This is a genomic window from Devosia sp. T2-14 (genome assembly GCF_055397495.1).
On record NZ_AP027921.1, the window covers coordinates 1,411,030 to 1,433,803 of the forward strand.

Consider the following 22,774-nt stretch of genomic DNA (forward strand, 5'->3'; position numbering starts at 1 on the left):
AACTGGTCAAAATTCTGGGCAATACGTCCCCACGTCAAGTGCGAAAAAAGGACCAAGAAGAAAATCAACGGGAGCGAGGGTTCCGTGTCCAATTCAAATGCGGTGGTTCCAAACGATCTAAGCGCTTTCTGGATGCCGTTTACGGCCAACCGGCAATTCAAGAAATCACCGCGCATGTTCGTCGCGGCCAAGGACATGCACTACACCACCAGCGACGGCCGCCAGGTGCTGGACGGTACGGCGGGCCTGTGGTGCGTCAATGCCGGCCATGCCCGGCCCAAGATTACCGAGGCGATTGCCAAACAGGCTGCCGAGCTCGACTACGCCCCCGCCTTCCAGATGGGCCATCCCAAGGCGTTCGAACTGGCAAACCGCCTGGTCGACATCACGCCTGACGGGCTCGACCATGTGCTGTTCACCAATTCGGGGTCTGAATCGGTCGAGACCGCCCTCAAGGTGGCGTTGGCCTATCACCGGGTGAAGGGCGAAGGCGCCCGCACCCGCCTGATCGGCCGTGAGCGCGCCTATCACGGCGTCAATTTTGGCGGCATTTCGGTGGGTGGCATCGTCACCAACCGCAAGATGTTCGGCACGCTGCTGGGCGGCGTCGACCACATGCCCCACACCCACAACCTCGCCAAGAATGCCTTCTCCAAGGGCCTGCCCGAGCATGGCGCGGACCTGGCCGACGAGCTGGAGCGCATCGTTACCCTGCATGACGCCTCCACCATCGCCGCCGTGATCGTCGAGCCGGTGGCCGGCTCGACCGGCGTGCTGATCCCGCCCGCGGGCTATCTCAAGCGCCTGCGCGAAATCACCAAGAAGCACGGCATCCTGCTGATTTTCGACGAAGTGATTACCGGCTATGGCCGCTTGGGCACGCCCTTTGGCGCCGACTATTTCGGCGTGACGCCTGACATCATGGTCACCGCCAAGGGCCTGACCAATGGCATCATCCCGATGGGTGCGGTCATGGTCTCGTCCGAGATCCACGACGCCTTCATGGGCGGCCCGGAACACGTCATCGAATTTTTCCATGGCTACACCTATTCGGGCAACCCGGTGGCATCGGCTGCGGCTCTGGCCACGCTCGAAACCTATCGGGACGAGGACCTGCTGACCCGCGGTGCGGCGCTGGCCCCCGTCTGGCAGGATGCGCTCCACTCGCTCAAGGGCGAGCCGCATGTCATCGACATCCGAAATATCGGTCTGGTCGGCGCCATCGAGCTCGAGCCGATTGCGGGGTCTCCCACCAAGCGCGCCTTCTCGGCCTTCCTGGCCGCCTACGAGGCGGGCTACCTCATCCGTACGACCGGCGACATCATTGCGCTCTCCCCGCCGCTGATCATTTCCGAGAGCCAGATTGGCGAGCTTATCGACGCCATTCGCACTGTCCTGAGGAGCATCGACTGATGAACGTCATCGAGAATGCCGTAGCCGGCAAACGCTATGTCTCCACGGGCCGCCGCGTGCCGGTGTTCAATCCGGCCACCGGCGAAGTTTCGGCCGAATTGCCGCTGTCGACGATGAGCGAGCTCAACGACGCCGTGGCTTCGGCCAAGAAGGCCCAGGTGGCCTGGGGCAATACCCCGCCGATGAAGCGCGCGCGCGTCATGTTCAAGTTCAAGGCGCTGCTCGATCAATATGCCGACGACCTCGCCCGCGAAATCAGCCGCGAGCACGGCAAGGTGCATGACGATGCGCTGGGCGAAGTGGCCCGCGGCATTGACTGCGTCGACTTTGCCTGCGGCATTCCCCAGCTGCTGAAGGGCGAATTCAGCCGCAATGTCGGTCCTTCGATCGACAGCTATTCCGATCGCCAGCCGCTTGGCGTCGTGGCGGGCATCACCCCGTTCAACTTCCCGGCCATGGTGCCGATGTGGATGTATCCGGCGGCCATTGCCTGCGGCAACGCCTTCATCCTCAAGCCCTCCGAACGCGACCCTTCTGCGCCCATGCTGGCCTGGAACCTGTTCATGGAGGCCGGGCTCCCCGAGGGCATCCTCAACATCGTCCATGGCGACAAGGAAATGGTCGACGGTATTCTCGACCATCCCGACATCAAGGCGGTGAGCTTTGTCGGCTCCACCCCGATTGCCGAATATGTCTATCAGCGCGGCACCCGCGCGGGTAAGCGCGTGCAGGCCCTTGGCGGCGCCAAGAACCACATGGTCATCATGCCGGACGCCGATCTCGACCAGGCCGCCGACGCCCTGATGGGGGCAGGCTATGGTTCGGCCGGCGAGCGCTGCATGGCCATTTCGGTGGCCGTGCCGGTCGGCAAGGAAACCGCCGACGCGCTGGTCGCCAAGCTCAAGCCGCGCGTTGAAAGCCTCAAGATCGGCCCGTCCACCGACAAGGATGCCGAAATGGGTCCGGTGGTCACCAAGATGCACCGCGACAAGATTCTTGGTTACATCGACTCTGGCGTCGAGCAGGGCGCAGAGCTCGTGGTCGACGGGCGCGGCTTCAAGCTGCAGGGTTATGAAAACGGCTACTATGTCGGCGGCACGCTGTTCGACAATGTCACGCCCGACATGACCATCTACAAGGAAGAGATCTTCGGGCCGGTCCTCTCGGTGGTGCGGGCGCACGACTACAACGAGGCCATCAAGCTCATCAACGACCACGAATATGGTAATGGCACCGCCATCTTCACGCGCGACGGCGACGCTGCCCGTGAATTTGCCGACAAGATCGAAGTGGGCATGGTGGGCGTCAACGTCCCGATCCCGGTGCCGGTGGCCTACCACTCCTTCGGAGGCTGGAAACGGAGCCTGTTCGGCGACCATTCCATCTACGGTCCGGAAGGCGTGCATTTCTATACCCGCCTCAAAACCGTCACCACCCGCTGGCCCGCCGGCATCAAGGGCGGCGCCGAATTCAGCTTCCCGAGCGTGAAGTAGGCGATGATGGTCAGCGAGTTTCACGCATCGCCGACCGCTTCTCAAAACCCTCCCCAAAAGGGGAGGGGCATCCTCCCAGTTTTTGGCATTCTTTCGTCATCCAATCCGTCCGCTGCCACCTGCTTTGGCGGCGCGGTTGAGCTGGCGCTGCTTTGTCACGCCCATATTTCTAGCGAGTAACTCATGTCTGCTCCCGGTGAAAACCTTCGTATCAATGGCGATCGGCTCTGGGATAGCCTGATGGAAATGGCCCGGATCGGGCCGGGCATTGCCGGCGGCAACAACCGGCAGACGCTAACCGATGAAGACGGCGAGGGGCGCCACCTGTTCAAGCGCTGGTGCGACGAGGCGGGTCTGACCATGGGCGTCGACCAGATGGGCACCATGTTCATGACGCGCCCGGGCACCGATCCCGATGCGCTGCCGGTCTATGTGGGTAGCCATCTCGATACCCAGCCCACCGGCGGCAAGTATGATGGCGTGCTCGGCGTGCTGGCGGCGCTCGAAGTCGTCCGTTCGCTCAACGACATGGGCATCAAGACCAAGCATCCCATCGTTGTCACCAACTGGGCCAATGAAGAGGGCGCTCGCTTTGCCCCCGCCATGCTGGCCTCGGGCGTCTTTGCCGGGGTGCATACGCTGGATTACGCCTATGGCCGCCAAGACCAGCAGGGCAAGACCTATGGCGAGGAACTGCAGCGCATCGGCTGGCGCGGCGCCGAAGAGGTCGGGGCGCGCAAGATGCATGCCTATATCGAATATCATATCGAGCAGGGCCCGATCCTCGAGGCCGAGAACAAGCAAATCGGCGTCGTCACGCACGGGCAGGGTCTGTGGTGGCTCGAATTCACCCTCACCGGCCGCGAGGCACATACCGGCTCGACGCCGATGAACATGCGCGTCAATGCCGGGCTGGCCATGGCCCGCATTCTCGAAGCCGTGCAGGACGTCGCCATGGCGCACCAGCCCGGTGCGGTGGGTGGAGTGGGGCAGATGAAATTCGCGCCCAATTCGCGCAACGTGCTGCCCGGCACGGTGGTGTTCACCGTCGATATCCGCTCGCCCGAGCTGGCCAAGCTGACCTCGATGCGCGAGCAGATCGAGGCCCGGGCACAGGCGATCTGCGCCGAGCTCGGCGTCGGCTACGCCATGGAAGCGGTCGGGCACTTCGATCCCGTGACCTTCGATCCCACGCTGGTCGCCCGCGTGCGCCAGGCGGCCGAAGACCTGGGTTACAGCCACATGAATATCATTTCGGGCGCCGGGCACGATGCCTGCTGGGCCGCCAAAGTGGCGCCATCAACCATGATCATGTGCCCCTGCGTCAATGGGCTTTCGCATAACGAGGCCGAAGACATTTCCCAGGAATGGGCGACCGCGGGCGCCGACGTGCTGTTCCACACTGTGCTCGAGACAGCGGAGATCGCACAATGATGCGGGCCTGATGGCCCAACCCGTGATGTCGGTAGCCGAGGAGGGCGCTGGCATCGCGCGGACCGGCCCGCGACTGGCATCGAACTTGCAACAAAGCAGGCAGCCAGCGCGAGGCACCGCAAGCGGGAACAACGGAATTCAGAGAATTAGGGAGTGAGCCAAATGGCCAGCAAAGTCATCAAGAACGGCACCGTCGTTACCGCCGATCTCACCTACAAGGCCGATGTGAAGATCGAAGGCGATGTCATCGTCGAGATCGGGCAGAACCTGAGCGGCGACGAAGTGCTCGACGCCTCAGGCTGCTACATCATGCCCGGCGGTATCGACCCGCATACCCATCTCGAAATGCCCTTCATGGGCACCTATTCGGCCGATGACTTTGAATCGGGCACCCGCGCGGGCCTGGCCGGTGGCACAACCATGGTGGTCGATTTCTGCCTGCCGAACCCGAACCAGAGCCTGCTTGAAGCCCTTTCCATGTGGGACAACAAGACCGGCAAGGCCAATGCCGACTATTCCTTCCACATGGCGATCACCTGGTGGGACGAGCAGGTGTGGCGCGAAATGGCTGAAGTGGTCGATCGCGGCATTACCAGCTTCAAGCACTTCATGGCCTATAAGGGCAGCCTGATGGTCAATGACGACGAGATGTTCTCGTCGTTCCAGCGTTGCGCTGATCTCGGCGCCCTGCCGCTGGTCCATGCCGAAAATGGCGACGTCGTTGCCGCCATGACGGCCAAGCTGCTGGCCGAAGGCAATAACGGCCCCGAGGCACACGCCTATTCGCGCCCGCCCGAAGTGGAAGGGGAAGCCACCAACCGCGCCATCATGATCGCCGATATGGCCGGGGTGCCGCTCTACGTGGTGCACGTTTCGAGCGAGCAGGCGCACGAAGCCATCCGCCGCGCCCGCCAGAAAGGCATGCGTGTCTATGGCGAGCCGCTGATCCAGCACCTGACGCTCGATGAGAGCGAGTATTTCAACCCCGATTGGGACCATGCGGCACGCCGGGTCATGTCGCCGCCCTTCCGCAACAAGCAGCATCAGGATTCGCTGTGGGCCGGGCTGCAGTCGGGCTCGCTCTCGGCTGTTGCCACCGACCATTGCGCCTTCACCACGGCGCAGAAGCGCACGGGCATCGGCAATTTCTCCAAGATCCCCAATGGCACCGGCGGCCTTGAGGACCGCCTGCCCGTGCTGTGGACCGCTGGCGTCAATACCGGCCGGTTGACCATGAACGAATTCGTCGCCGTCACCTCGACCAACGTCGCCAAGATCCTGGGGCTCTATCCCAAAAAGGGTGCAGTGCTGGTGGGGGCCGATGCCGACCTCGTGGTGTGGGACCCCAAGCGCAAGAAGACCATTACGGCCTCGGCCCAGCAGTCGGTCATCGACTACAACGTGTTCGAGGGCTTCGAGGTCACCGGTCTGCCCCGCTACGTGCTCAGCCGCGGCCGGGTATCGATCGTCGAGAACGAGATCAAGACCGAGATGGGCCACGGCAAGTTCGTGGGCCGCGAGGCAAAAAATCCCGTCAATCGCGCGCTCAGCCAGTGGAAAGAAATCGTTTCCCCCCGCAAGATCGAGCGGACGGGCATTCCGGCGACGGGTGTCTGAATTCTGGGGCTCGGCCGTTTGGGCGGTCGAGCCGGGCACTGCCGCAAAAAGTGGCAGCCTGCCTGTTCCGCGGTAGGCGGAAGGGTCTTGGAGGAGGCCCTGCAACCTGCCTGTCCGGCAAAGCCGGATCGGCACACAAGTTGCAACATAAGTTGCAACGGCAAAGATGATCGCGCCGGCACGAGCCGGTTCAAGCCGATCACGTATCAGGAGGGGCCAGCATTTGTCCGTGACGACCGAAACATCCAAGCCCAGCGAAGGGGCCGCGTCCAACGCGGTGGTTTCTGCATCCCATCTGGGACTGACCTTCAAGACCAATGACGGCGACGTCGTTGCGCTTTCGGACGTCAACCTGACCATCAACAAGGGCGAGTTCGTTTCCTTCATCGGCCCCTCGGGCTGCGGCAAGACTACGTTCCTGCGCACCATCGCCGATCTCGAACAGCCCACATCAGGCAGCCTGACCATAAATGGCATGTCGCCCGAAGAGGCGCGCCGCAATCGGGCCTATGGCTACGTGTTCCAGGCCCCGGCGCTCTATCCCTGGCGTACGATTGAAAAGAACGTCGCCCTGCCGCTCGAAATCATGGGCTATTCCGCCAGCGAACAGGCCGCCCGCATCGCGCGGACCCTCGACCTGGTCAATCTCTCGGGCTTCGAAAAGAAGTACCCCTGGCAGCTCTCGGGCGGCATGCAGCAGCGCGCCTCCATCGCGCGCGCCCTGGCCTTCGATGCCGACCTGCTGCTGATGGACGAGCCTTTCGGCGCGCTCGACGAAATCGTGCGCGATCATCTCAATTCGGAGCTGCTCAAGCTCTGGGCCGCCACGCAGAAGACCATCTGCTTTGTGACCCACTCCATTCCCGAGGCCGTCTATCTCTCGACCAAGATCGTGGTCATGTCGCCGCGCCCCGGCCGTGTCACCGACATCATCGAAAGCGACCTGCCCCACGAGCGTCCGCTCGATATCCGCGAAACTCCCGAATTCCTGGCCATTGCCGCCCGCGTCCGCGACGGGCTGCGGGCTGGCCACTCCTATGACGGGGATCACGTGTGATGGCGGTGAAGCGCGCCCTTCCCATCCTCGTCGTCCTGCTCGCCATTCTTGCGGTCTGGTATGCGGCCGCCATCGGTCTCAATGCGCCCTGGCAGAACGACGTCTATCGCCGCGCCGGTGTCGAGAACGCGCCGGTGACCCAGTTCATCTACGACACCTGGAACCAGGAAAAGCCGGTCCTGCCGACCGCCCACCAGGTGTTCGGCGAGCTCTACAACGCCACCTTCCTGGTCGCGCCCAACAAGCCGCGCAGCATGCTGTTCCACGCCTGGGTCACCTTCTCGGCGACCGGGCTGGGCTTCATCATGGGCTCGATCCTCGGCATCGGGCTGGCGGTGCTGATCGTGCATAACGAAGCGATGAACCGCTCGCTGATGCCCTGGATCGTCGCCAGCCAGACCATTCCAATTCTGGCGCTGGCCCCCCTGATCGTGGTGATCGGGTTCAACATTTTTACCGGCACGATGGGCATTCCCACCGATCCCGCACGGTTGATGAGCAAGGCGATCATCTCGGCCTATCTCAGTTTCTTCCCGGTGGCCGTCGGCATGGTCAAAGGCCTGCGCAGTCCCGAAGCGATCCAGCTCGATCTCATGCACACCTATAATGCCTCGGCCAACCAGACCTTCTGGAAGCTGCGCTGGCCGGCCGCCATGCCCTACCTGTTCACCTCGCTCAAGGTCGGCGTCGCCGCCAGCCTGGTCGGCGCCATCGTGGGCGAACTGCCCACCGGTGCCGTTGCGGGCCTGGGGGCACGCCTGCTGGCCGGGTCCTATTACAGCCAGACCATCCAGATCTGGGCGGCGCTGTTTGCCGCTTCCATTCTCGCGGCCCTCCTCGTGGTGGCGGTGGGTGTGGTCGAGAAACTGGTCAACCGGTCCATGGGGGCGCGTCCGGCATGAGCCAGCTGCAATATTATCTCGCAATCGTCGCCGGTGGCCTCAGCGCCGCAGCTCTCGGGTTGAGCCTGGTCACCCCGTTCGAACAGGCACTGCTGCTCAAGGCGTTCCTCGCCCTGGGTACGCTCTCGCTGCTCCGTTTCGCCGTGCCGGTCGGTCTCTGGGCCGATGGGGCCATTGCCGTGCTCGGCGCGGTGGCACTGCTCACCTCGCTCGAGGTCTTTTCGCCAACGCCCGGCTTTTTCTGGATCGCGCTGATCGCGGCCTGGCTGTTTGCCTGGCTGTTCGTCGAACGGCTGAGCAAATCGTTGGCCCCACGCCTCGGCGACAATGCCGGGTTGGGCCTGCTCATTCCCGTCGCGTTCGGGCTGACCATCCTGATTGCCTGGGAAGTCATCACCCGGGCAGGGAACGTGCCGCAGGTCATCCTGCCGCCGCCCTCCATGATCGGGGCGCGTATCGCCGCCTCGATCCCCACCCTCTGGGCCGATTTCCAGCAGACCTTCCTCAAGGCGGTGCTGATCGGCTACCTCGTCGGTTGCGGGCTGGGTTTCGTGGTGGCCATTCTCATCGATCGCTCGCCCTTCCTCAAATCGGGCCTGCTGCCGCTGGGCAATTTCGTGTCGGCGCTGCCCATTGTGGGCGTGGCGCCGATCATGGTCATGTGGTTCGGCTTCGATTGGCCGTCAAAGGCCGCCGTTGTCGTCATCATGACCTTCTTCCCAATGCTGGTGAACACGGTGGCGGGCCTCAACGCATCCTCAGCCATCGAGCGCGACCTGATGCGCACCTATGCCGCCGGTTACTGGCAAACCCTTATGAAGCTGCGGCTCCCCGCTGCGGGCCCCTTCATATTCAACGCCCTCAAGATCAACTCGACACTGGCCTTGATCGGCGCGATCGTAGCGGAATTCTTCGGGACCCCCATTGTGGGGATGGGGTTCCGGATTTCTACCGAAGTCGGCCGGATGAACGTCGACATGGTATGGGCCGAAATCGCGGTAGCGGCAGTCGCGGGCTCGGTCTTCTACGGGGTGATCGTCCTCATCGAGCGGGCGCTTACCTTCTGGCATCCGTCCGTGCGTGGTGCATAGGACAATGCCAAACTCAGGGAAAATGGGAATGCAGAAACTTCTGATCGGCGCTCTCGCAGGCGCAATGACGATGGCAGCAGTGGGGGGAGCCTGGGCTCAGGAAAGCGTTACGCTGCAGCTCAAATGGGTCACCCAGGGCCAGTTCGCCGGCTATTATGTGGCCCAGGCGAAGGGCTTCTATGAGGAAGAAGGTCTAACCGTCGAAATCAAGCCGGGTGGTCCCGACATTGCCCCCGAGCAGGTGATTGCCGGCGGCGGCGCCGACGTCATCACCACCTGGATGGCGCCCGGCCTTGCTGCCCGCGAGCGTGGCGTCCCGCTGGTCAATATCGCCCAGCCCTTCAAGTCCTCGGGCCTGCTGCTGACCTGCCTCAAGGAAATGGGCGTCGAAACCACGGCCGACTTCAAGGGCAAGACGCTGGGCGTCTGGTTCTTCGGCAACGAATATCCGTTCTACGCCTGGATGGCCAAGCTCGGCCTGCCCACCGATGGCGGCCCCGATGGCGTCGAAGTGCTCAAGCAGGCCTTCAACGTCGATCCGCTGATTCAGAAGCAGGCGGCCTGCATCTCCACCATGACCTATAACGAATATGGTCAGGTGCTGAAGGCCGGCATCACGCCCGAAGAGCTGACGGTGTTCAACTACCGTGACGAAGGCGTCGGCATGCTCGAAGACGGCCTCTATGTCATGGAAGACAAGCTGGCCGATCCTGCATTCGTCGCGAAGATGACCAAGTTCGTCCGCGCTTCGATGAAGGGCTGGGAATATGCCCGTTCCAACCCGCAGGAAGCCGCCGAAATCGTGGTCGATAACGACATGACCGGCTCGATGACCGTCGAAGACCAGCTCTATCAGGTCAACGAGATCAACAAGCTCACCGCAGGCTCCACCGGCGCCCTCGACGAAGACGACTACAAGCAGACCGTGGCAACCCTGCTCTCGGCTGTGTCGCCGGAAAACCCGGCCATCACCAAGGAACCGGTTGGCGCCTTCAGCCACGTCGTCACTGACGGGCTCTAGTCGCTGCCCATGAATGCGAAAGGCGGGGAGAAATCCCCGCCTTTTGCTTTGGTATCTGGCGCTTAGTTGAAGACGCGCTTGGGGCGGAACTGGCCGAATTCGACCCAGCCGGTCGCCAGCACTTCGCCCTTGAAGCTCGCCCAACACTCGTTGAGCGTGGCGGGCGCGGCGGCACCGGTCAGCAAGACCGGATTGCCATGGCGCACCGCATTGGCCTGGTGCGGATCGAGGCGGATCTCCGGCAGGTCCGAAAAGCCCGCCCAGACCGGCTTGAGCAGCGCGTCACGCTCCTCGACCGGCAGCGCTTCCAACTGGTCGATGGTCAGCGCATCGGCGTCGTGGAACGGGCCAACGGCGGAGCGATGCAGCATCGATACGTGTCCTCGCGTGCCCAAGGCCTCGGCGATGTCGCGGGCCAGCGAGCGCACATAAGTGCCCTTGCCGCAGGTCGCTTCCAGAACGGTTTCCACCTCGCCATGCGAGATGATCACGAGGTCATCGACGTCGATTTCGCGGGCGGCCAGCTCCACCTCTTCCCCGGCGCGCGCCAGGTCATAGGCACGCTCGCCATCGATCTTGAGCGCCGAATAGATCGGCGGGCGCTGCAGGATCGTACCGATGAAGTTGGGCAGCACCGCTTCGAGCGCCGCACGATCGGGGCGAATGTCGGAGGTTGCCACGACGCTGCCCTCGGCATCGTCGGTGGTGGTGGCCGTGCCCCATTTGACGGCAAAGCGATAGACCTTGGTGCCATCCTGTACCTGCGGCACGGCCTTGGTGGCTTCCCCCAGGGCAATCGGCAGGATGCCGGTGGCCAATGGGTCAAGCGTGCCAGCGTGCCCGGCCTTGGCGGCGCTGAAAAGCCAGCGCACCTTTCCCACCGCCTGGGTGGACGTCATGTTGTAGGGCTTGTTGAGAACGACCCAGCCTGAAATGGCGCGCTTGGTCCGCTTGGGCTGGTTCAATCGGTCTCGCCGTCTTCATCGTCCAGGTCGCGCTGCACCTTGTCCGAGCGCAGCAGCGCATCAATGCGGCTGGCCTCTTCGAACGTGTCGTCGACATAGAAGCGCACTTCGGGCGCGTATTTCATGTTGATCTGCGGTGCCACGCGCCCGCGGATGAACTTGCGGTGGCGGTTCAGCGCCGCGACGATTTCGTCCGCATGCTGGCCACCGAGCGGCATCACATAGGCGTTGGCGATCTTCAGATCGGGCGTCATGCGCACTTCGGGAACGGTGATCACCGAACCACGCAGCGCGTCATCTTCGATTTCGCCCCGGGCGAACATGGCGGCCAGCGCGTGGCGCACCAGTTCGCCGACGCGCAGCATGCGCTGGCTGGGACCGGTCGGTTTATTGTCTTTGCTCATTTGCGCTCTATAGCGCGTTCAGGAAAAGGCGACACCACTTTTCCTGAGGCCGCGCGTGAAAATCACAGCGATTGCGCTAGCTGCGCAGGCCCCGGGGTGCACCATGCGCGCTTTCGGGCAGCACGCGATGCGGAGGCTGATGGCCATCCATGAAGGCGCGGATATTGACGATCACCGTTTCGCCCATCTCGATCCGGGCTTCCAGCGTAGCCGAGGCCATGTGGGCGGTCAGCACCACCTTGTTGGCTTCCGCCAGCGCCAGCAGGCGCGGATTGATGCCATGCTTGTTCTCGAACACGTCGAGCGCCGCGCCGCTGAGATGGCCGCTCTCGATGGCGTCGACCAGCGCCGCCTCGTCGACCAGTTCGGGGCGGCTGACATTGACCACGAAACTGCCCGGCTTCATCCGGCTGATGCGCTCGGCCGAGAGAATGTGGTGGGTCTCGCGGGTCAGCGGACAGTGCAGCGAAACAATGTCGACGGCTTCCACCATGGCATCGAGGTCGTGCCAATAGGTGGCTTCCAGCGGTTCTTCGACGCCCGGCGGCCGCCTGTTGCGCGAGAAGTAATGGATGTTGAGCCCGAAGGCCTTGGCCCGCTGCGCCACCGCCGTGCCGATGCGCCCCATGCCGACAATGCCGAGTGCCTTGCCCCGCAGGCGATGGCCAAGCATCGAGGTGGGCGACCAACCCGCCCAGACCCGGTCGCGGACCAGCATCTGGGTGCCCTCCACCAGCCGGCGCGGCAAGGCCAGCATCAGCACCATGGCCATGTCGGCCGTGTCTTCGGTCAGCACGCTGGGTGTATTGGTCACAGTCAGCCCGGCTTCCCAGGCCGCTTCGACGTCGATATTGTCGACCCCGTTCCCGAACTGGGCAACCAGCCGCACGCTTTTGGGCAACCGCGCGATCAATCTTGCATCGATCTTGTCGGTTATCGAGCTGACGAGCACGTCCTTCCCCTCCAGTCCCGCGATGATGTCATCACTGGTCAGGGTCACGTCGCCTTCGTTGACGTGTGTCTCGAATAGCGTTGCCATGCGCGCCTCGATGGTCTCGGGCAGGCGCCTGGTCACGAGTATTTGGGGTTTTTGGCTGGCCATCAGTACCGGGATCAGGGGGGCGCCCATGTGGAAAAGCTTGGGAGAGCTCACCCTTCAGTGCCCATTAAGGATCATTGGCTAGTGATAAGGCAATTCCATTTGTTCTGCAAAGTCATGTTTGACGAGACCCTGCGCCGCTTGTTTGGCCGTCCCTTCATAGCCTGCCTTCGTCGCCTGCCCTGGCTGCTGCTGGTCATGGCATTGCTGGCGCCGTCGGCGTTTGCGCAGTCCAATCCCAGTGGCCTGCCGCTGCCGCGATTTGCCTCGACCCGCTCCGAGCCCATCAACGTGCGCGTCGGCCCCGGCCAGAAATACGACATTGCCTGGACCTATCTCAAATCGGGCGTGCCGGTGGAAATCATCCAGGAATTCGACACCTGGCGCCGCATTCGCGATGCCGATGGTTCGGATGGCTGGATCCACCAGAACCTCCTCGCCGGCACCCGCCATGGCTATGTGACGCCGCTGGTCGCCAATGGCGAGATTGCCCTGCGCGCCAGCCGGTCTGACGAATCAGGCGTGCGCGCCCGGCTCGGGGCTGGGCTCAAGGTCACGATCAAGGAATGCGACGGCACCTGGTGCGACGTCAGCGTGGCCGGGCAGGATGCTAACCAGCGCTCCGCCACCTATGCAGGATACCTGCATCAGGAAGAGCTCTGGGGCGTCTATCCCGACGAAGTGTTCGACTAGAGCTCGGCCAGCGCATTTGCCGTCTGCCGCGCCAGGCGCACAGCATTGTCCTGCTTGGGGCAGGTGGCGCAGTAGCGATCCGGATCGATCAGATAGTCGAGGCAGCATCCCTTGCGCTTGACGATCACCAGTACCCGCCCATCGGTCGCGGAAACCCGTTCCAGCGTGCCCTGTCCGGTCAGGCCCAGTTCGGCCAGCCACTGGGTGGCATAGGCCTCGATGGTTTCAACCGGCAGGTCGCGCCGCCGCTGGCTCAGCCACACCATCAGGCTCAGCATGCGGTCGGCCATCAGGCGCCGCGCCGGCAGGGGCTTGAGTTTGGCCAGGGCATTGACCTCCTCCAGCATGGCCGTGCCCATTGCCTTAAGTTGCCCGGCCCCCTGGGAAATCAGCGTTTCGACCGGGCCGCTGGTCTGCTTACCGGCGACGAGGCGATAGCCGTCGATATAGATACCGCGGCGCTGCTGGCTCAGCCCGCTGAGATCGGGCATGGCGCCATGGAGATGCGCCGCGATCACAGCCAGATAGGCCGGCTGCCAGATGAGGTTGGTCCAGAGCCGCACGGCATGAAAAGCCGGGCTGACCTGAGGATAGGTGCTGACCAGAGCGTCATGCAGCTGGCCAAGCATCGCGGTATTGTCGCCGCCGGGGCGATACCAGCCTTCGCGCGGGCTGCCGGGCTCGCCCTTCATGAAGCCGGTCACCTGCGCTGCCGTCGCGATCAGGCGGGTCGTTGCGGCATCGCCGGAATCTTGTGCGAAAAGGAATGAACGGGCCATGGCCGCTTCTAGCGCTTTGCCCAATCCAGGAAAAGGCCGCCGGATTGCTCCGGCGGCCAATGCGCATTAGGCCTTGAGCACCTTGAAGCGATAGAGCAGCCCGCCAATAGCGCCGCCGACCAGCGGCGCTACGATGAACAGCCAGAGCTGGGCCAGCGCATCGCCGCCCACCAGAATGGCCGGGCCGAAGCTGCGCGCCGGATTGACCGAAACGCCGGTCACCTGAATGCCCACCAGATGGATGGCGACGAGCGTCAGGCCGATGGCGAGGCCCGCAAAGCCCGGCGAGGACTTTTCGCCGGTGGAGCCTAGGATGACGATGACGAAAATGGCGGTGAAGACGATCTCGAAGATCAAGGCCGCGACCAGCGCATAATTGCCGCCATAGCCTTCGCCCCAGCCGTTGACGCCAAGCCCGCTGGAATTGCCTCCGGCGATGGCCATCAGGATCAGGGCGCCGGCCAGGGCGCCGGCAAACTGGGCCACCCAATACTGCACCATTTCGAGGGCCGGCATGCGGTTGTCGAGATAGGCGCCGAGGCTGACCGCCGGATTGATGTGGCAGCCTGAAATCGGCCCGATGCCATAGGCCATCGCCACGATGGCCAGGCCGAATGCGAAGGCGAAACCGGTCTGGCCGATGGCGTCGCCGCCCAATACGACCGAGCCGCAGCCAAACAACACCAGCACGGCTGTGCCGACGAATTCTGCAACTAGTTTGTTCATGCCGCCAAACTCCATGAAAAGGCGTCCCCACATGCTCGAATCGAGCATGTGGTTACTGTCCTGCGGCGGAATGAAGCAGGCAAGAGTCCTCTGCTATGTGCTGATGAAAATAATCAAGCCGCGTTTCGGGCAGCCTCGATTGTATTGCGCACCGCATCCACGTCGGTCAGCGTGATTTCGTATTCGCGCTCGATTGCCGTGCCGCCCATGCCGACATGGGGGTTGCGGAAGGCCATGCCGCTTTTGATGGTGTGAAGCGCGGCGAAGTGCATTTCATCTGTGCCGGTCGCCTGGCGCACCCCAGCGATATTGGTCGCATCCAGCGCGCCGCAGGTCATGATCACAATGCGGCCATTGGCGATAGCCACGCTATCCTTGAGGATATCGATGCCTTCCACGGCGGTGTCGCGCTGCCCGCTGGTGAGGACGCGGTCCACGCCGCAGCGCACCAGGGCTTCGATCGCTTCGCGATAATCCACGGTCATGTCGAAGGCGCGGTGGCAGGTAACGCTCATCGGCCGGGCGGCATCGACCAGCGCCTTGGTGCGCACTTCGTCGATCTTCCCGTCGGGGGTCAGGCAGCCGATGACTACGCCCGCCACGCCAAGGTCCTTCAGCGCCTTGATGTCATCGATCATCGTTGCGAATTCGAGGTCGGAATAGAGGAAGTCGCCGCCGCGCGGCCGCACGATGACGTGGAAGGGAATGGTGGCGATACGCAGGGATTCCCGCACCACGCCCATGCTCGGCGTCAGGCCGCCCTCGATCAGGCTGGCGCACAACTCCACCCGATCGGCCCCGGCCGTCTGCGCTGCAACAAGGCCGTCGATGCCTTCGACGCAGATTTCGATCTTGAACGGATGTTTGCCCATGAGTGGTCTCCTATTGGTGCTCTATTGGTAGTGCGGTGGTTCTGCGTCTGCAAATGATATCTAAATGCCTGATTAAGCATCTGCGCGAAGGGCGGTCCGTACTGATATCAATCCCAACAAAATCTCTGGACTAGAACAACTTACGGGAGGATACTTCATGCATGACAGGAGATTGCAGTTATGCGTGTCCTTTCTTGCAGCATCCGAGATACTAGAGGAGTTGCAGCGATTGAGTTCGCCATCCTCACGCCGGTATTCCTACTGCTTCTGACGGGAATGATGGCATACGGCGTCTATTTTGGCGCAGCCCATTCCTTGCAGCAACTTGCCGCCGACGCAGCGCGCACCGCCATAGCGGGACTAAGCGAGAGCGAACGTAATCGGCTGGTCAACGCCTATCTCGACGCCAACGCCGACAGTTACATGCTGATCGAGCGCCGTCTGTTGACCGCCTCCATCGGCGATAAGCCGGCGGATGCGGATTACTACAATGTCACGCTACGCTACGATGCCTCCGAGCTGCCCATTTGGAATCTCTACCCGCCCCTGCCGCTGCCCAGCAAAACGCTGGCCTACAGCTCCGTGATTCGCCGGGGCGGCATATGAGCCTTTGGGCTCGGTTTCGCAGCAACGCCCAGGCGAATATCTCTGTGCTCTTTGCCATGGGCTTTGCCGTTTCGGGCGTCGTGGCTGCCGTGGCTGTCGATGCGGCGGCGCTCTATCACGAGCGGCGGGTGATGCAGAATGCGGTGGATCTGGCGGCCCTGTCGGCCGCCGGAAATCTTCAGGAGGCCACCCGGCTGGCCCAGGCCAGCCTGGTTGAAGCGCAGCTCCTTTCGCCCGGCTCCACCGATGGGCTGACGGTCGTCACCGGCAGATATTCTGCCGATCCGTCCCTGTCGGTGGAAAACCGCTTCCTCGCGGGTGGCGTGCCGGCCAATGCGGTCTCGGTCGCGCTGGAGCGCCCGGGGCAGCTGCATTTTGCGCGGGGCTGGGCCCAGTCGCCCCTGTTAGGCGTGCGGGCCATTGCAACGGCTTCGCCGCAGGTCTCGTTTTCCATCGGGTCGCGCCTGGCCAGCCTCAATGGCGGTATCGCCAATGGCGTGCTCAATACTTTGCTGGGGTCCAACGTGTCGTTGACCATTGCTGACTACAACGGCCTCGCCAATGTGCAAGTGGATCTGTTTCGCTTCCTCGATGGCATGGCCCAGGAACTTGGCGTTTCGGCTGGCTCCTACAACGACCTGCTTAACGCCAAGGTCAATCACGGTGCATTGCTCAAGGGGTTGTCGCGGGTCTTGAGCGGCGCCGATCAGGCTGCGGCCAGCAAACTTGGCCAGGCCCTAGGCCACAATGGTGTGCTCCCGCTCGGTAAGATCTTCAATTTGGGCCATATCGGCGATCTGGCCATTGGCTCGGCCGGTGCGCAGGGGGTGTTTACAACCATTTCGGCGCTTGAATTGATCGCGGCCAGTGCTGGGTTAAGTAACGGTACCCATCAGGTCTCGCTGTCCGAGGCCACGAAAATCCCCGGCATCTCCAGCCTCGGTGCCGAGCTTGCCGTCGGGGAGCCGCCGCAGGGCAAGTCCTGGTATGCCGTCGGCCCGACAGGAACTCTGGTGCGCACGGCCCAGGTGCGGCTGACGGTCGCCGCAGATGTCGAGGGACTCGGTCTGCTGGCCAACAAGCTGGTGCACCTGCCGCTTTACGTTGAAGCGGCCCACGCCGAAGCCATCGTCCAGTCGGCCGTCTGCCCCACGCCATCCAATCCGCGCGGCTCGGCGACGATTTTGGCCCGCCCCGGCGTGCTTCGGGCGATGGTCGGCACTGTGACGCCGGCAAGTTTCGGCAATTTCAACAGCACGCCCGTGGTCTCGCCCGCCAAACTGGTTGAAGTCGCCCCATTGGGCATTCCGGTGTTGCGGGTCTTTGCCTCCTCGGTCGTCGAGATTGCACAGACAACCCCGGTGTCGCTGTACTTCTCCTCAGGCGACATTGAGGCTCGCACCGTCCATACCGCCAAGACCTCTACGGTCGTCAGTTCCCTCGTAGGCTCGCTGCTGGGCAATCTCTCCATCAACGCGCCGATCCTGGGTCTGGGGCTCAATCTCACCAGCCTTACAGCTCTGCTCAAATCCATCCTGACGCCCGTTGTGCCGCTGCTCGACCTTACCATTGCGCGCCTCCTTGAGGTTGTGGGTTTGAAGGTCGGTGAGGTTGATGTCCGCGTCTACGGCGTGCGCTGCTCCCACCCCGTCCTGGTCGGCTGAAGCGCCTCTCTTACGAGCCTCTTGACTCATTGCTATAGTGTGCTACAAAACCAGCACACTACATAGGCAGTACACATGGATGATTTTCACTCCAGCCAGCCGATCTTCGTTCAGATCCGGCAGCGGCTGACCGAAATGATCCTGCGCGGCACAGTCGGGGAGGGCGAGGCACTGCCCTCGGTTCGCCAGATTGCCGCCGATCTCTCGGTCAATCCACTGACGGTCACCAAGGCCTTCGAGGCGCTGGTCGATGTGGGCGTGGTCGAAAAACGCAGAGGCTTAGGCATGTTCGTAAAAGCAGGAGCGCGGGCCGAACTGCTCGCCCATGAACGCGACAAGTTCCTCAAGGAGGACTGGCCGCGCATCATCGCCCAGATCAAGGCGCTGGACCTCGATCCGTCCGTTTTGCTCTCCAATTCCACCACCAATCAGGTGCAGAAAAATGACTGAGCTGTCCCCCCTCGCCAGCGATCAGGCCGTCGAACCCATTGTCTCGGCGCGTGGCCTGCGCAAGAAATTCGGCAACAAGGAAATCCTGCACGGGCTCGATTTCGATATTCCTCCTGGCCGCATCTATGGGCTGATCGGCCATAACGGCGCCGGCAAGACCACGACGCTCAACGCCATGCTGGGCCTGACCAGCTGCGAAGGCACCATTCGCGTCCTGGGCGAGGACCCCTTTGCCAAGCGCGCCAGCCTGATGGAAAACGTCGCCTTCATTTCCGACGTCGCCAGCCTGCCCCGCTTCCTGCGGGTGCGCGAGCTGTTTGCGCTGCTCGGCAACATCCACCCCAATTTCTCTATCGAGAAGGCACGCACCTTCCTCGAGGGCACCGACATTCGTCCCGAGATGAAGATCAAGCATCTGTCCAAGGGCATGGTTGCGCAGCTTCACCTCGCGGTGGTGATGGCGATCGATGCCAAGCTGCTAGTGCTCGATGAGCCCACGCTTGGGCTCGACATCACCTACCGCAAGCGCTTCTACCGGCGCCTGCTCGAAGACTACATGACCGAGGAACGGACCCTGCTCATCACCACCCATCAGGTCGATGAGATCGAGTTCATGCTGTCCGACATCATGTTCATCCGCGATGGCGATCTCATCCTGCACATGCAGATGGAGACCGTGAACGACAAGTTCACCCAGCTGGTGCTGACCGATCCCAGCCAGCACGACGCGGCCCGCGCCTATAAGCCGGTCTATGAAGAAACCCGCTTCGGGCAGACCGTGATGATCTTTGACGGTGTCGACCGGGCCTTGCTCGGACCCTTCGGCAAGCTCTCGACGCCAACCCTGTCCGACCTTTTCGTCGCGCTCATGCAGCGGCCCACCGCCAATCCGGAGACCGCCCGATGAAGGCTTTCACCGCACTCGTCCATCGCGAGTTCATCGAGCACAGGGGGGCGTTCTTCTATGGGCCGCTGCTGCTGGTCGCCTTGCTGTTCGGCGCCACCCTGCTGGCCTTCACCGTGGGGCGCGTCGATGCGCGCTTTTCGGGCGCCCTGTTCACCGTCGCGCCGCTACGCATCTATGAGGTGGGGTTCCTCGGCTTCGGCATGGGATGGCTGCTCTATCTGATTTCGGTGCTGTTCTTCTACTGCGCCGATGGCTTTGCCGCCGACAAGCGCGACAATGCCATGCTGTTCTGGAAGTCCATGCCGGTCTCCGACTACAAGATACTGCTGAGCAAGATGGCAGCCGCGCTAACCATCCTGCCGGGCACGGTTTACGGCGTGGCCCTGTTGAGCGGCCTGCTGCTGTTCGGCGTCGCTTTCGTCACCATGCTGATCAATGGTACTGGGACCCTGGCCACGATGGGCAGCATTGCGGGCATCTACGGAGAGGTGGCCGTGACCATCCTCATCGTCCTGGTCATTGGCCTGCTGTGGTATCTGCCGTTCATGGCGCTGGTTGGGGCTGTGGCAACCGCCATTGGCCGCTGGGCCATTCCGGTGGCGCTGCTGACCCCGGCGCTGATATCGACGCTGGAATGGGTGACGCTCGGGGGGCTGCACCCCTTCGCAACCCGCACCTGGAATTTCATCGAGTATCGCTCGGCTTTGCCCGATACGCCCTATCTCGACAACTGGTTCATGTCCGAGCAGAGCTTCAGTGCCACGGCCTTCGCCACCGACCTGATCTCCAGGATCGATTGGACCCAGATTGGCATCGGCGTGGTTTTTGCGCTGTTCGTGCTCTATCTGGCCAGCGAGTATCGCCGCCGCGTCAATTCGAACTAACGTCACTATTCGGCCGCCGCGCCCTTGGGTGCGGTGGCCTAGGGCTGTTGTTGCATCGCTAGGATCGGCTTGAACGGTCCGGCGCCAAGCACTTGCTGTCCGGCCAGCGCCGTTTCAGCGGCGATGATGGTACAGACCAGCCCATCGGGCGCATAATCAAACTGCACCGTGGCGCCGAGATCGGCCGCCAAAGCCCGCTCGATCATGCGCGACCCAAACCCCTTGCTTGACGGCAGTGCCACCGCGGGCCCGCCGCTTTCGCGCCAGGTCAGCGCCAACTGCCGCCCTTCCATCATGGTCCAGCTCAGGCTGATCTGCCCCGTTGCGGTGCTCAGCGCGCCATATTTGGCGGCATTGGTGCACAGCTCGTGCAGCGCCATGGCCAGCGACAGGGCCGCCTTGGCATGGAGCGAAACGTCCGGTCCGCTTAGCCTGAAGCGGGCATCGTCCTCGTCCACGAACGGGCCGATCGCCGTACTGATCACGGCGGCGATTTCGGCGCTTTCGCTGCGCTCCGCTGTCAGCAGCTTGTGCGCATCGGCCATCACCGCCAGCCGCCCATAGAATGCCTGCAGCGCCGCCGGATCGATATTGGACGCGCGGAAACTCTGCCGCGCCAGTGCCTGCACCGTCGCCAGCAGGTTCTTGATGCGGTGGTCGAGCTCGCGGGCGAGGAGGTCGCGGTGCTGTTCGGCGGCGGCCTGTGCCGCCTGGCGCCGGCCCAGCTCGTCAAGCAACCCGTCGATGGCCTGCCCCACCTGGTAGAACTCGGCCCGTCCCGGTCCGATCCCGGTACGCGCGGCATGGTCGCCGCCGCGCCAGGCGCGAATGGTGTTGATCAGCCGCCAGATCGGGCGGCGGATGAAATGGCGTCCGAACCACAGGGCCAGCAGCACTGCCACGAGGCCGCCCGTGGCCGCGAGCAGCAGGCCGCGCATGGTTGCCTGGTTGATCGGCGCCAGTGATGCCGACACCGACGTGCCGGCGCTGACATAGAGCCCCAAAGGCTTGGTCGCCGGCTGGTAGCCCATAATGCGCTCGGTGCCATCGCGGCTGGTCACCTGCATGGTGCCGGGCTGGGCTGCCATGACCCGGTCCTGATAGCTGTCGGGGATCATCTCGCCGACATATTGTTCGGGGAATGGCTCCCGCGCGATGATCCGCCCGGTCCGGTCGGCAATGGTCATGGCGCCGTCCGGGTCCAGTTCGCGTTCTCGCAGCACGTCGCCGAGATAGTCGAGCCCGATCGCCGAGATCACGAAGCCTTGGTTGATGCCGTCTGCGGCCGTGCGCTGCGCACCCACCAGCAGCGCCGGCCCGCTGGCGATATCGACATATTCGCCCACCGCGAACGCCTGGTCGGCCAGTCGCTCGCGCAGCGAGGCGCTGAGCCCGGGGCGCAGGTCGTCGGGGCGTCCGCTGGTGGCGCATTGCGATTGCCCCTCGAGGTCAGTGACATTGATCAGGTTGATTTGCGGCAGCAGTGCCGAAAGGCGATCCATATAGTCGTCGCACAGCGCCCGGTCGTCGGCCGCGACCACCGGCGCATTGGCGACCGCGATTAACAGGGCCGCGGCGCCGGTCATCAGGCGTTCCATTTCGAATGAGGCCATTTCGCTCATCCGTAGCGCATAATCATGCACTTCGGCCTCGCGCGCCTTGCGCAGCGTGAACTCGTTGAACCCCAGTATGGCGAGGGCCGGAAGCAGGGCGACTGCGATCAGCAGCAGCACCCTTTGGCTCAGCGACAGGTTCGGCGCCTTCATTGCCCCTCACTCCCCCGGGAGCACCCCTGGGCCAGTTATCCAGAATGTGCGCCGCGACGCCAGCCCCAAACTGTGCCCGGCACGATCGGGTAAGAAATGAATCAAATTGCAGGCGTCCCCGTAACGGGCGCGCCAAGAACTGGTCTCATGCTCGTTTGTGGGGCTCATGGACCACGCCATGACTGCTATTCCTGACCTGCGCTACGAAACTGCCCGTGATCATCTGCTACAGGCACTGGCCATCCTGCCGCGCGAGGGGGCCGCGGTTATCCGGATGCTGATCGAAGAAGCCGCCCGCCGCTGTGAAAACCAGGCCTTCCGGGAGCCGGAAGCGCAACCCTCAAATAACCCAGACCCATTCGATCAATTCTGATTGGGGCCGCGGCATCTTCGCCGGGGCACTTGATCTTGATGCCGCCAATGGGGTCAAAGACACGAGCGGGCCATGGGGCCCGCGCCCCTCGGCTGCGATTGGGCAGGGCAGGGGAGTTTGGACACCAGGCAGGGATCGGCGACAGGCATTGCCGCCGATAATCGTGATGCGACTGTTCTATCTCATCGCCGGATTGCTGCTGGTGGCCCTGGGCATTATCGGCGCCTTCCTGCCGCTGATGCCGACGACAATCCTGCTGATTCTGGCGGCGTGGTGCTTCGCGCGCTCGTCGCCGCGGCTCGAAGCCTGGCTGCTCAATCACCGCCAGTTCGGCCCCACCCTGCGGGCCTGGCGCGACACCGGCGCAATTTCTCGCCGCTCCAAGATGATGGCCTGTTCGGGCATGACGCTGGGCTTTGCGCTGTTCTGGATCGGCGCCAAACCAGCGCTCTGGCTATGGTTGCTCGTGCTGGCCTTCATGCTAAGCTGCGCGTGGTTTGTCGTGTCGCGGCCAGCGCCGCCAGCACCCGAGACCGAGCGCCCCTGACAATCCCGATA

The 22,774-nt window shown here is 63.1% G+C and carries 23 protein-coding genes; 16 read left to right on the forward strand and 7 right to left on the reverse strand.

Translation table 11 applies throughout. The features are described 5' to 3' along the window. Positions 1-84 precede the first annotated feature (84 nt). From aptA to ACZ5WT_RS07035, 8 genes are all read left to right on the forward strand, one after another. Entirely contained in the window at positions 85-1,413 is a 1,329-nt protein-coding gene (aptA, locus tag ACZ5WT_RS07000) for an omega-aminotransferase AptA (RefSeq protein ID WP_464286653.1), read from the forward strand. Continuing rightward, positions 1,413-2,906 (forward strand): CoA-acylating methylmalonate-semialdehyde dehydrogenase, encoded by a 1,494-nt coding sequence (locus tag ACZ5WT_RS07005; RefSeq protein WP_464286654.1) that lies wholly within the window; start codon positions 1,413-1,415, stop codon positions 2,904-2,906. The genes aptA and ACZ5WT_RS07005 overlap by 1 nt, the downstream gene beginning before the upstream one ends. A 183-nt stretch (positions 2,907-3,089) precedes the next feature. Further along, the gene (locus ACZ5WT_RS07010; protein ID WP_464286655.1) at positions 3,090-4,340 is read left to right on the forward strand and encodes a Zn-dependent hydrolase; all 1,251 of its coding nucleotides are present in this window, start codon (positions 3,090-3,092) and stop codon (positions 4,338-4,340) included. A 162-nt stretch (positions 4,341-4,502) separates the two neighbouring features. Next, positions 4,503-5,957 carry a dihydropyrimidinase gene (hydA, locus tag ACZ5WT_RS07015; RefSeq protein ID WP_464286656.1) on the forward strand — a complete coding sequence of 485 codons (1,455 nt, stop codon included), beginning with the start codon at positions 4,503-4,505 and terminating at the stop codon, positions 5,955-5,957. 229 nt (positions 5,958-6,186) lie between these two features. Further along, positions 6,187-7,014, forward strand: coding sequence for an ABC transporter ATP-binding protein (locus ACZ5WT_RS07020; protein WP_464286657.1), 828 nt, complete (start codon positions 6,187-6,189; stop codon positions 7,012-7,014). Continuing rightward, positions 7,014-7,916 carry an ABC transporter permease gene (locus tag ACZ5WT_RS07025; protein ID WP_464286658.1) on the forward strand — a complete coding sequence of 301 codons (903 nt, stop codon included), beginning with the start codon at positions 7,014-7,016 and terminating at the stop codon, positions 7,914-7,916. Before ACZ5WT_RS07020 ends, ACZ5WT_RS07025 begins: the two co-directional genes overlap by 1 nt. Beyond that, positions 7,913-9,007: an ABC transporter permease gene (locus ACZ5WT_RS07030; RefSeq protein ID WP_464286659.1), complete on the forward strand. Its 1,095-nt coding sequence runs from the start codon at positions 7,913-7,915 to the stop codon at positions 9,005-9,007. Before ACZ5WT_RS07025 ends, ACZ5WT_RS07030 begins: the two co-directional genes overlap by 4 nt. A 28-nt stretch (positions 9,008-9,035) precedes the next feature. After that, entirely contained in the window at positions 9,036-10,028 is a 993-nt protein-coding gene (locus tag ACZ5WT_RS07035; RefSeq protein WP_464286660.1) for an ABC transporter substrate-binding protein, read from the forward strand. A 62-nt stretch (positions 10,029-10,090) separates the two neighbouring features. Here ACZ5WT_RS07035 and truB read toward each other — a convergent pair whose 3' ends face one another. The 3 genes from truB to ACZ5WT_RS07050 all read right to left on the reverse strand — a co-directional run bounded on the left by truB (position 10,091) and on the right by ACZ5WT_RS07050 (position 12,502). Continuing rightward, complete coding sequence (gene truB / locus ACZ5WT_RS07040) at positions 10,091-10,993, reverse strand: tRNA pseudouridine(55) synthase TruB (RefSeq protein WP_464286661.1); 903 nt, start codon at positions 10,991-10,993, stop codon at positions 10,091-10,093. Continuing rightward, positions 10,990-11,397 carry a 30S ribosome-binding factor RbfA gene (gene rbfA, locus ACZ5WT_RS07045; RefSeq protein WP_464286662.1) on the reverse strand — a complete coding sequence of 136 codons (408 nt, stop codon included), beginning with the start codon at positions 11,395-11,397 and terminating at the stop codon, positions 10,990-10,992. The genes truB and rbfA overlap by 4 nt, the downstream gene beginning before the upstream one ends. Positions 11,398-11,473: 76 nt before the next feature. Next, positions 11,474-12,502 carry a 2-hydroxyacid dehydrogenase gene (locus ACZ5WT_RS07050; RefSeq protein ID WP_464287163.1) on the reverse strand — a complete coding sequence of 343 codons (1,029 nt, stop codon included), beginning with the start codon at positions 12,500-12,502 and terminating at the stop codon, positions 11,474-11,476. Positions 12,503-12,613: 111 nt separating this feature from the next. On the opposite strand from ACZ5WT_RS07050, the gene ACZ5WT_RS07055 reads away from it, so the two are divergent. Further along, positions 12,614-13,189, forward strand: a complete 576-nt coding sequence (locus ACZ5WT_RS07055) for an SH3 domain-containing protein (protein WP_464286663.1) — start codon at positions 12,614-12,616, stop codon at positions 13,187-13,189. On the opposite strand, the gene ACZ5WT_RS07060 is transcribed toward ACZ5WT_RS07055, so the two are convergent. From ACZ5WT_RS07060 to ACZ5WT_RS07070, 3 genes are all read right to left on the reverse strand, one after another. After that, entirely contained in the window at positions 13,186-13,968 is a 783-nt protein-coding gene (locus ACZ5WT_RS07060; protein ID WP_464286664.1) for a siderophore ferric iron reductase, read from the reverse strand. The genes ACZ5WT_RS07055 and ACZ5WT_RS07060 overlap by 4 nt on opposite strands. A 66-nt stretch (positions 13,969-14,034) precedes the next feature. Further along, the gene (locus ACZ5WT_RS07065; protein ID WP_464286665.1) at positions 14,035-14,694 is read right to left on the reverse strand and encodes an aquaporin; all 660 of its coding nucleotides are present in this window, start codon (positions 14,692-14,694) and stop codon (positions 14,035-14,037) included. 113 nt (positions 14,695-14,807) lie between these two features. Continuing rightward, positions 14,808-15,566 carry a copper homeostasis protein CutC gene (locus ACZ5WT_RS07070; protein WP_464286666.1) on the reverse strand — a complete coding sequence of 253 codons (759 nt, stop codon included), beginning with the start codon at positions 15,564-15,566 and terminating at the stop codon, positions 14,808-14,810. A 180-nt stretch (positions 15,567-15,746) separates the two neighbouring features. Here ACZ5WT_RS07070 and ACZ5WT_RS07075 point away from each other — a divergent pair, with 180 nt between their 5' ends. From ACZ5WT_RS07075 to ACZ5WT_RS07095, 5 genes are all read left to right on the forward strand, one after another. Then, a complete protein-coding gene (locus ACZ5WT_RS07075) occupies positions 15,747-16,172 on the forward strand; it encodes a TadE family protein (protein WP_464286667.1) in 426 nt (141 codons plus the stop codon). Next, positions 16,169-17,836, forward strand: coding sequence for a TadG family pilus assembly protein (locus ACZ5WT_RS07080; RefSeq protein ID WP_464286668.1), 1,668 nt, complete (start codon positions 16,169-16,171; stop codon positions 17,834-17,836). The genes ACZ5WT_RS07075 and ACZ5WT_RS07080 overlap by 4 nt, the downstream gene beginning before the upstream one ends. Before the next feature lie 75 nt (positions 17,837-17,911). Continuing rightward, positions 17,912-18,286: a GntR family transcriptional regulator gene (locus ACZ5WT_RS07085; RefSeq protein WP_464286669.1), complete on the forward strand. Its 375-nt coding sequence runs from the start codon at positions 17,912-17,914 to the stop codon at positions 18,284-18,286. Further along, entirely contained in the window at positions 18,279-19,193 is a 915-nt protein-coding gene (locus ACZ5WT_RS07090) for an ABC transporter ATP-binding protein (protein WP_464286670.1), read from the forward strand. The genes ACZ5WT_RS07085 and ACZ5WT_RS07090 overlap by 8 nt, the downstream gene beginning before the upstream one ends. Beyond that, positions 19,190-20,077: a hypothetical protein gene (locus ACZ5WT_RS07095; protein WP_464286671.1), complete on the forward strand. Its 888-nt coding sequence runs from the start codon at positions 19,190-19,192 to the stop codon at positions 20,075-20,077. Before ACZ5WT_RS07090 ends, ACZ5WT_RS07095 begins: the two co-directional genes overlap by 4 nt. A gap of 38 nt (positions 20,078-20,115) precedes the next feature. Here ACZ5WT_RS07095 and ACZ5WT_RS07100 read toward each other — a convergent pair whose 3' ends face one another. Beyond that, positions 20,116-21,843 (reverse strand): sensor histidine kinase, encoded by a 1,728-nt coding sequence (locus tag ACZ5WT_RS07100; protein ID WP_464286672.1) that lies wholly within the window; start codon positions 21,841-21,843, stop codon positions 20,116-20,118. A gap of 178 nt (positions 21,844-22,021) precedes the next feature. On the opposite strand from ACZ5WT_RS07100, the gene ACZ5WT_RS07105 reads away from it, so the two are divergent. Further along, on the forward strand, positions 22,022-22,216 hold the full coding sequence (locus ACZ5WT_RS07105) for a hypothetical protein (RefSeq protein WP_464286673.1): 195 nt from the start codon (positions 22,022-22,024) through the stop codon (positions 22,214-22,216). Between the two features lie 166 nt (positions 22,217-22,382). Then, positions 22,383-22,763, forward strand: a complete 381-nt coding sequence (locus ACZ5WT_RS07110; RefSeq protein ID WP_464286674.1) for a YbaN family protein — start codon at positions 22,383-22,385, stop codon at positions 22,761-22,763. The last annotated feature ends 11 nt before the right edge of the window (positions 22,764-22,774 follow it).

Coding starts and splice junctions, on each gene's coding strand:
- ACZ5WT_RS07105 (WP_464286673.1), top strand. CDS start 22,022: ATGACTGCTATTCCTGACCTGCGCTACGAAACTGCCCGTGATCATCTG.
- ACZ5WT_RS07075 (WP_464286667.1), top strand. CDS start 15,747: ATGCGTGTCCTTTCTTGCAGCATCCGAGATACTAGAGGAGTTGCAGCG.
- ACZ5WT_RS07100 (WP_464286672.1), bottom strand. CDS start 21,843: ATGAAGGCGCCGAACCTGTCGCTGAGCCAAAGGGTGCTGCTGCTGATC.
- ACZ5WT_RS07065 (WP_464286665.1), bottom strand. CDS start 14,694: ATGAACAAACTAGTTGCAGAATTCGTCGGCACAGCCGTGCTGGTGTTG.
- ACZ5WT_RS07070 (WP_464286666.1), bottom strand. CDS start 15,566: ATGGGCAAACATCCGTTCAAGATCGAAATCTGCGTCGAAGGCATCGAC.
- ACZ5WT_RS07110 (WP_464286674.1), top strand. CDS start 22,383: ATGCGACTGTTCTATCTCATCGCCGGATTGCTGCTGGTGGCCCTGGGC.
- ACZ5WT_RS07085 (WP_464286669.1), top strand. CDS start 17,912: ATGGATGATTTTCACTCCAGCCAGCCGATCTTCGTTCAGATCCGGCAG.
- ACZ5WT_RS07090 (WP_464286670.1), top strand. CDS start 18,279: ATGACTGAGCTGTCCCCCCTCGCCAGCGATCAGGCCGTCGAACCCATT.
- rbfA (WP_464286662.1), bottom strand. CDS start 11,397: ATGAGCAAAGACAATAAACCGACCGGTCCCAGCCAGCGCATGCTGCGC.
- ACZ5WT_RS07080 (WP_464286668.1), top strand. CDS start 16,169: ATGAGCCTTTGGGCTCGGTTTCGCAGCAACGCCCAGGCGAATATCTCT.
- ACZ5WT_RS07030 (WP_464286659.1), top strand. CDS start 7,913: ATGAGCCAGCTGCAATATTATCTCGCAATCGTCGCCGGTGGCCTCAGC.
- ACZ5WT_RS07095 (WP_464286671.1), top strand. CDS start 19,190: ATGAAGGCTTTCACCGCACTCGTCCATCGCGAGTTCATCGAGCACAGG.
- ACZ5WT_RS07055 (WP_464286663.1), top strand. CDS start 12,614: ATGTTTGACGAGACCCTGCGCCGCTTGTTTGGCCGTCCCTTCATAGCC.
- ACZ5WT_RS07010 (WP_464286655.1), top strand. CDS start 3,090: ATGTCTGCTCCCGGTGAAAACCTTCGTATCAATGGCGATCGGCTCTGG.
- ACZ5WT_RS07025 (WP_464286658.1), top strand. CDS start 7,014: ATGGCGGTGAAGCGCGCCCTTCCCATCCTCGTCGTCCTGCTCGCCATT.
- ACZ5WT_RS07035 (WP_464286660.1), top strand. CDS start 9,036: ATGCAGAAACTTCTGATCGGCGCTCTCGCAGGCGCAATGACGATGGCA.
- ACZ5WT_RS07005 (WP_464286654.1), top strand. CDS start 1,413: ATGAACGTCATCGAGAATGCCGTAGCCGGCAAACGCTATGTCTCCACG.
- hydA (WP_464286656.1), top strand. CDS start 4,503: ATGGCCAGCAAAGTCATCAAGAACGGCACCGTCGTTACCGCCGATCTC.
- ACZ5WT_RS07060 (WP_464286664.1), bottom strand. CDS start 13,968: ATGGCCCGTTCATTCCTTTTCGCACAAGATTCCGGCGATGCCGCAACG.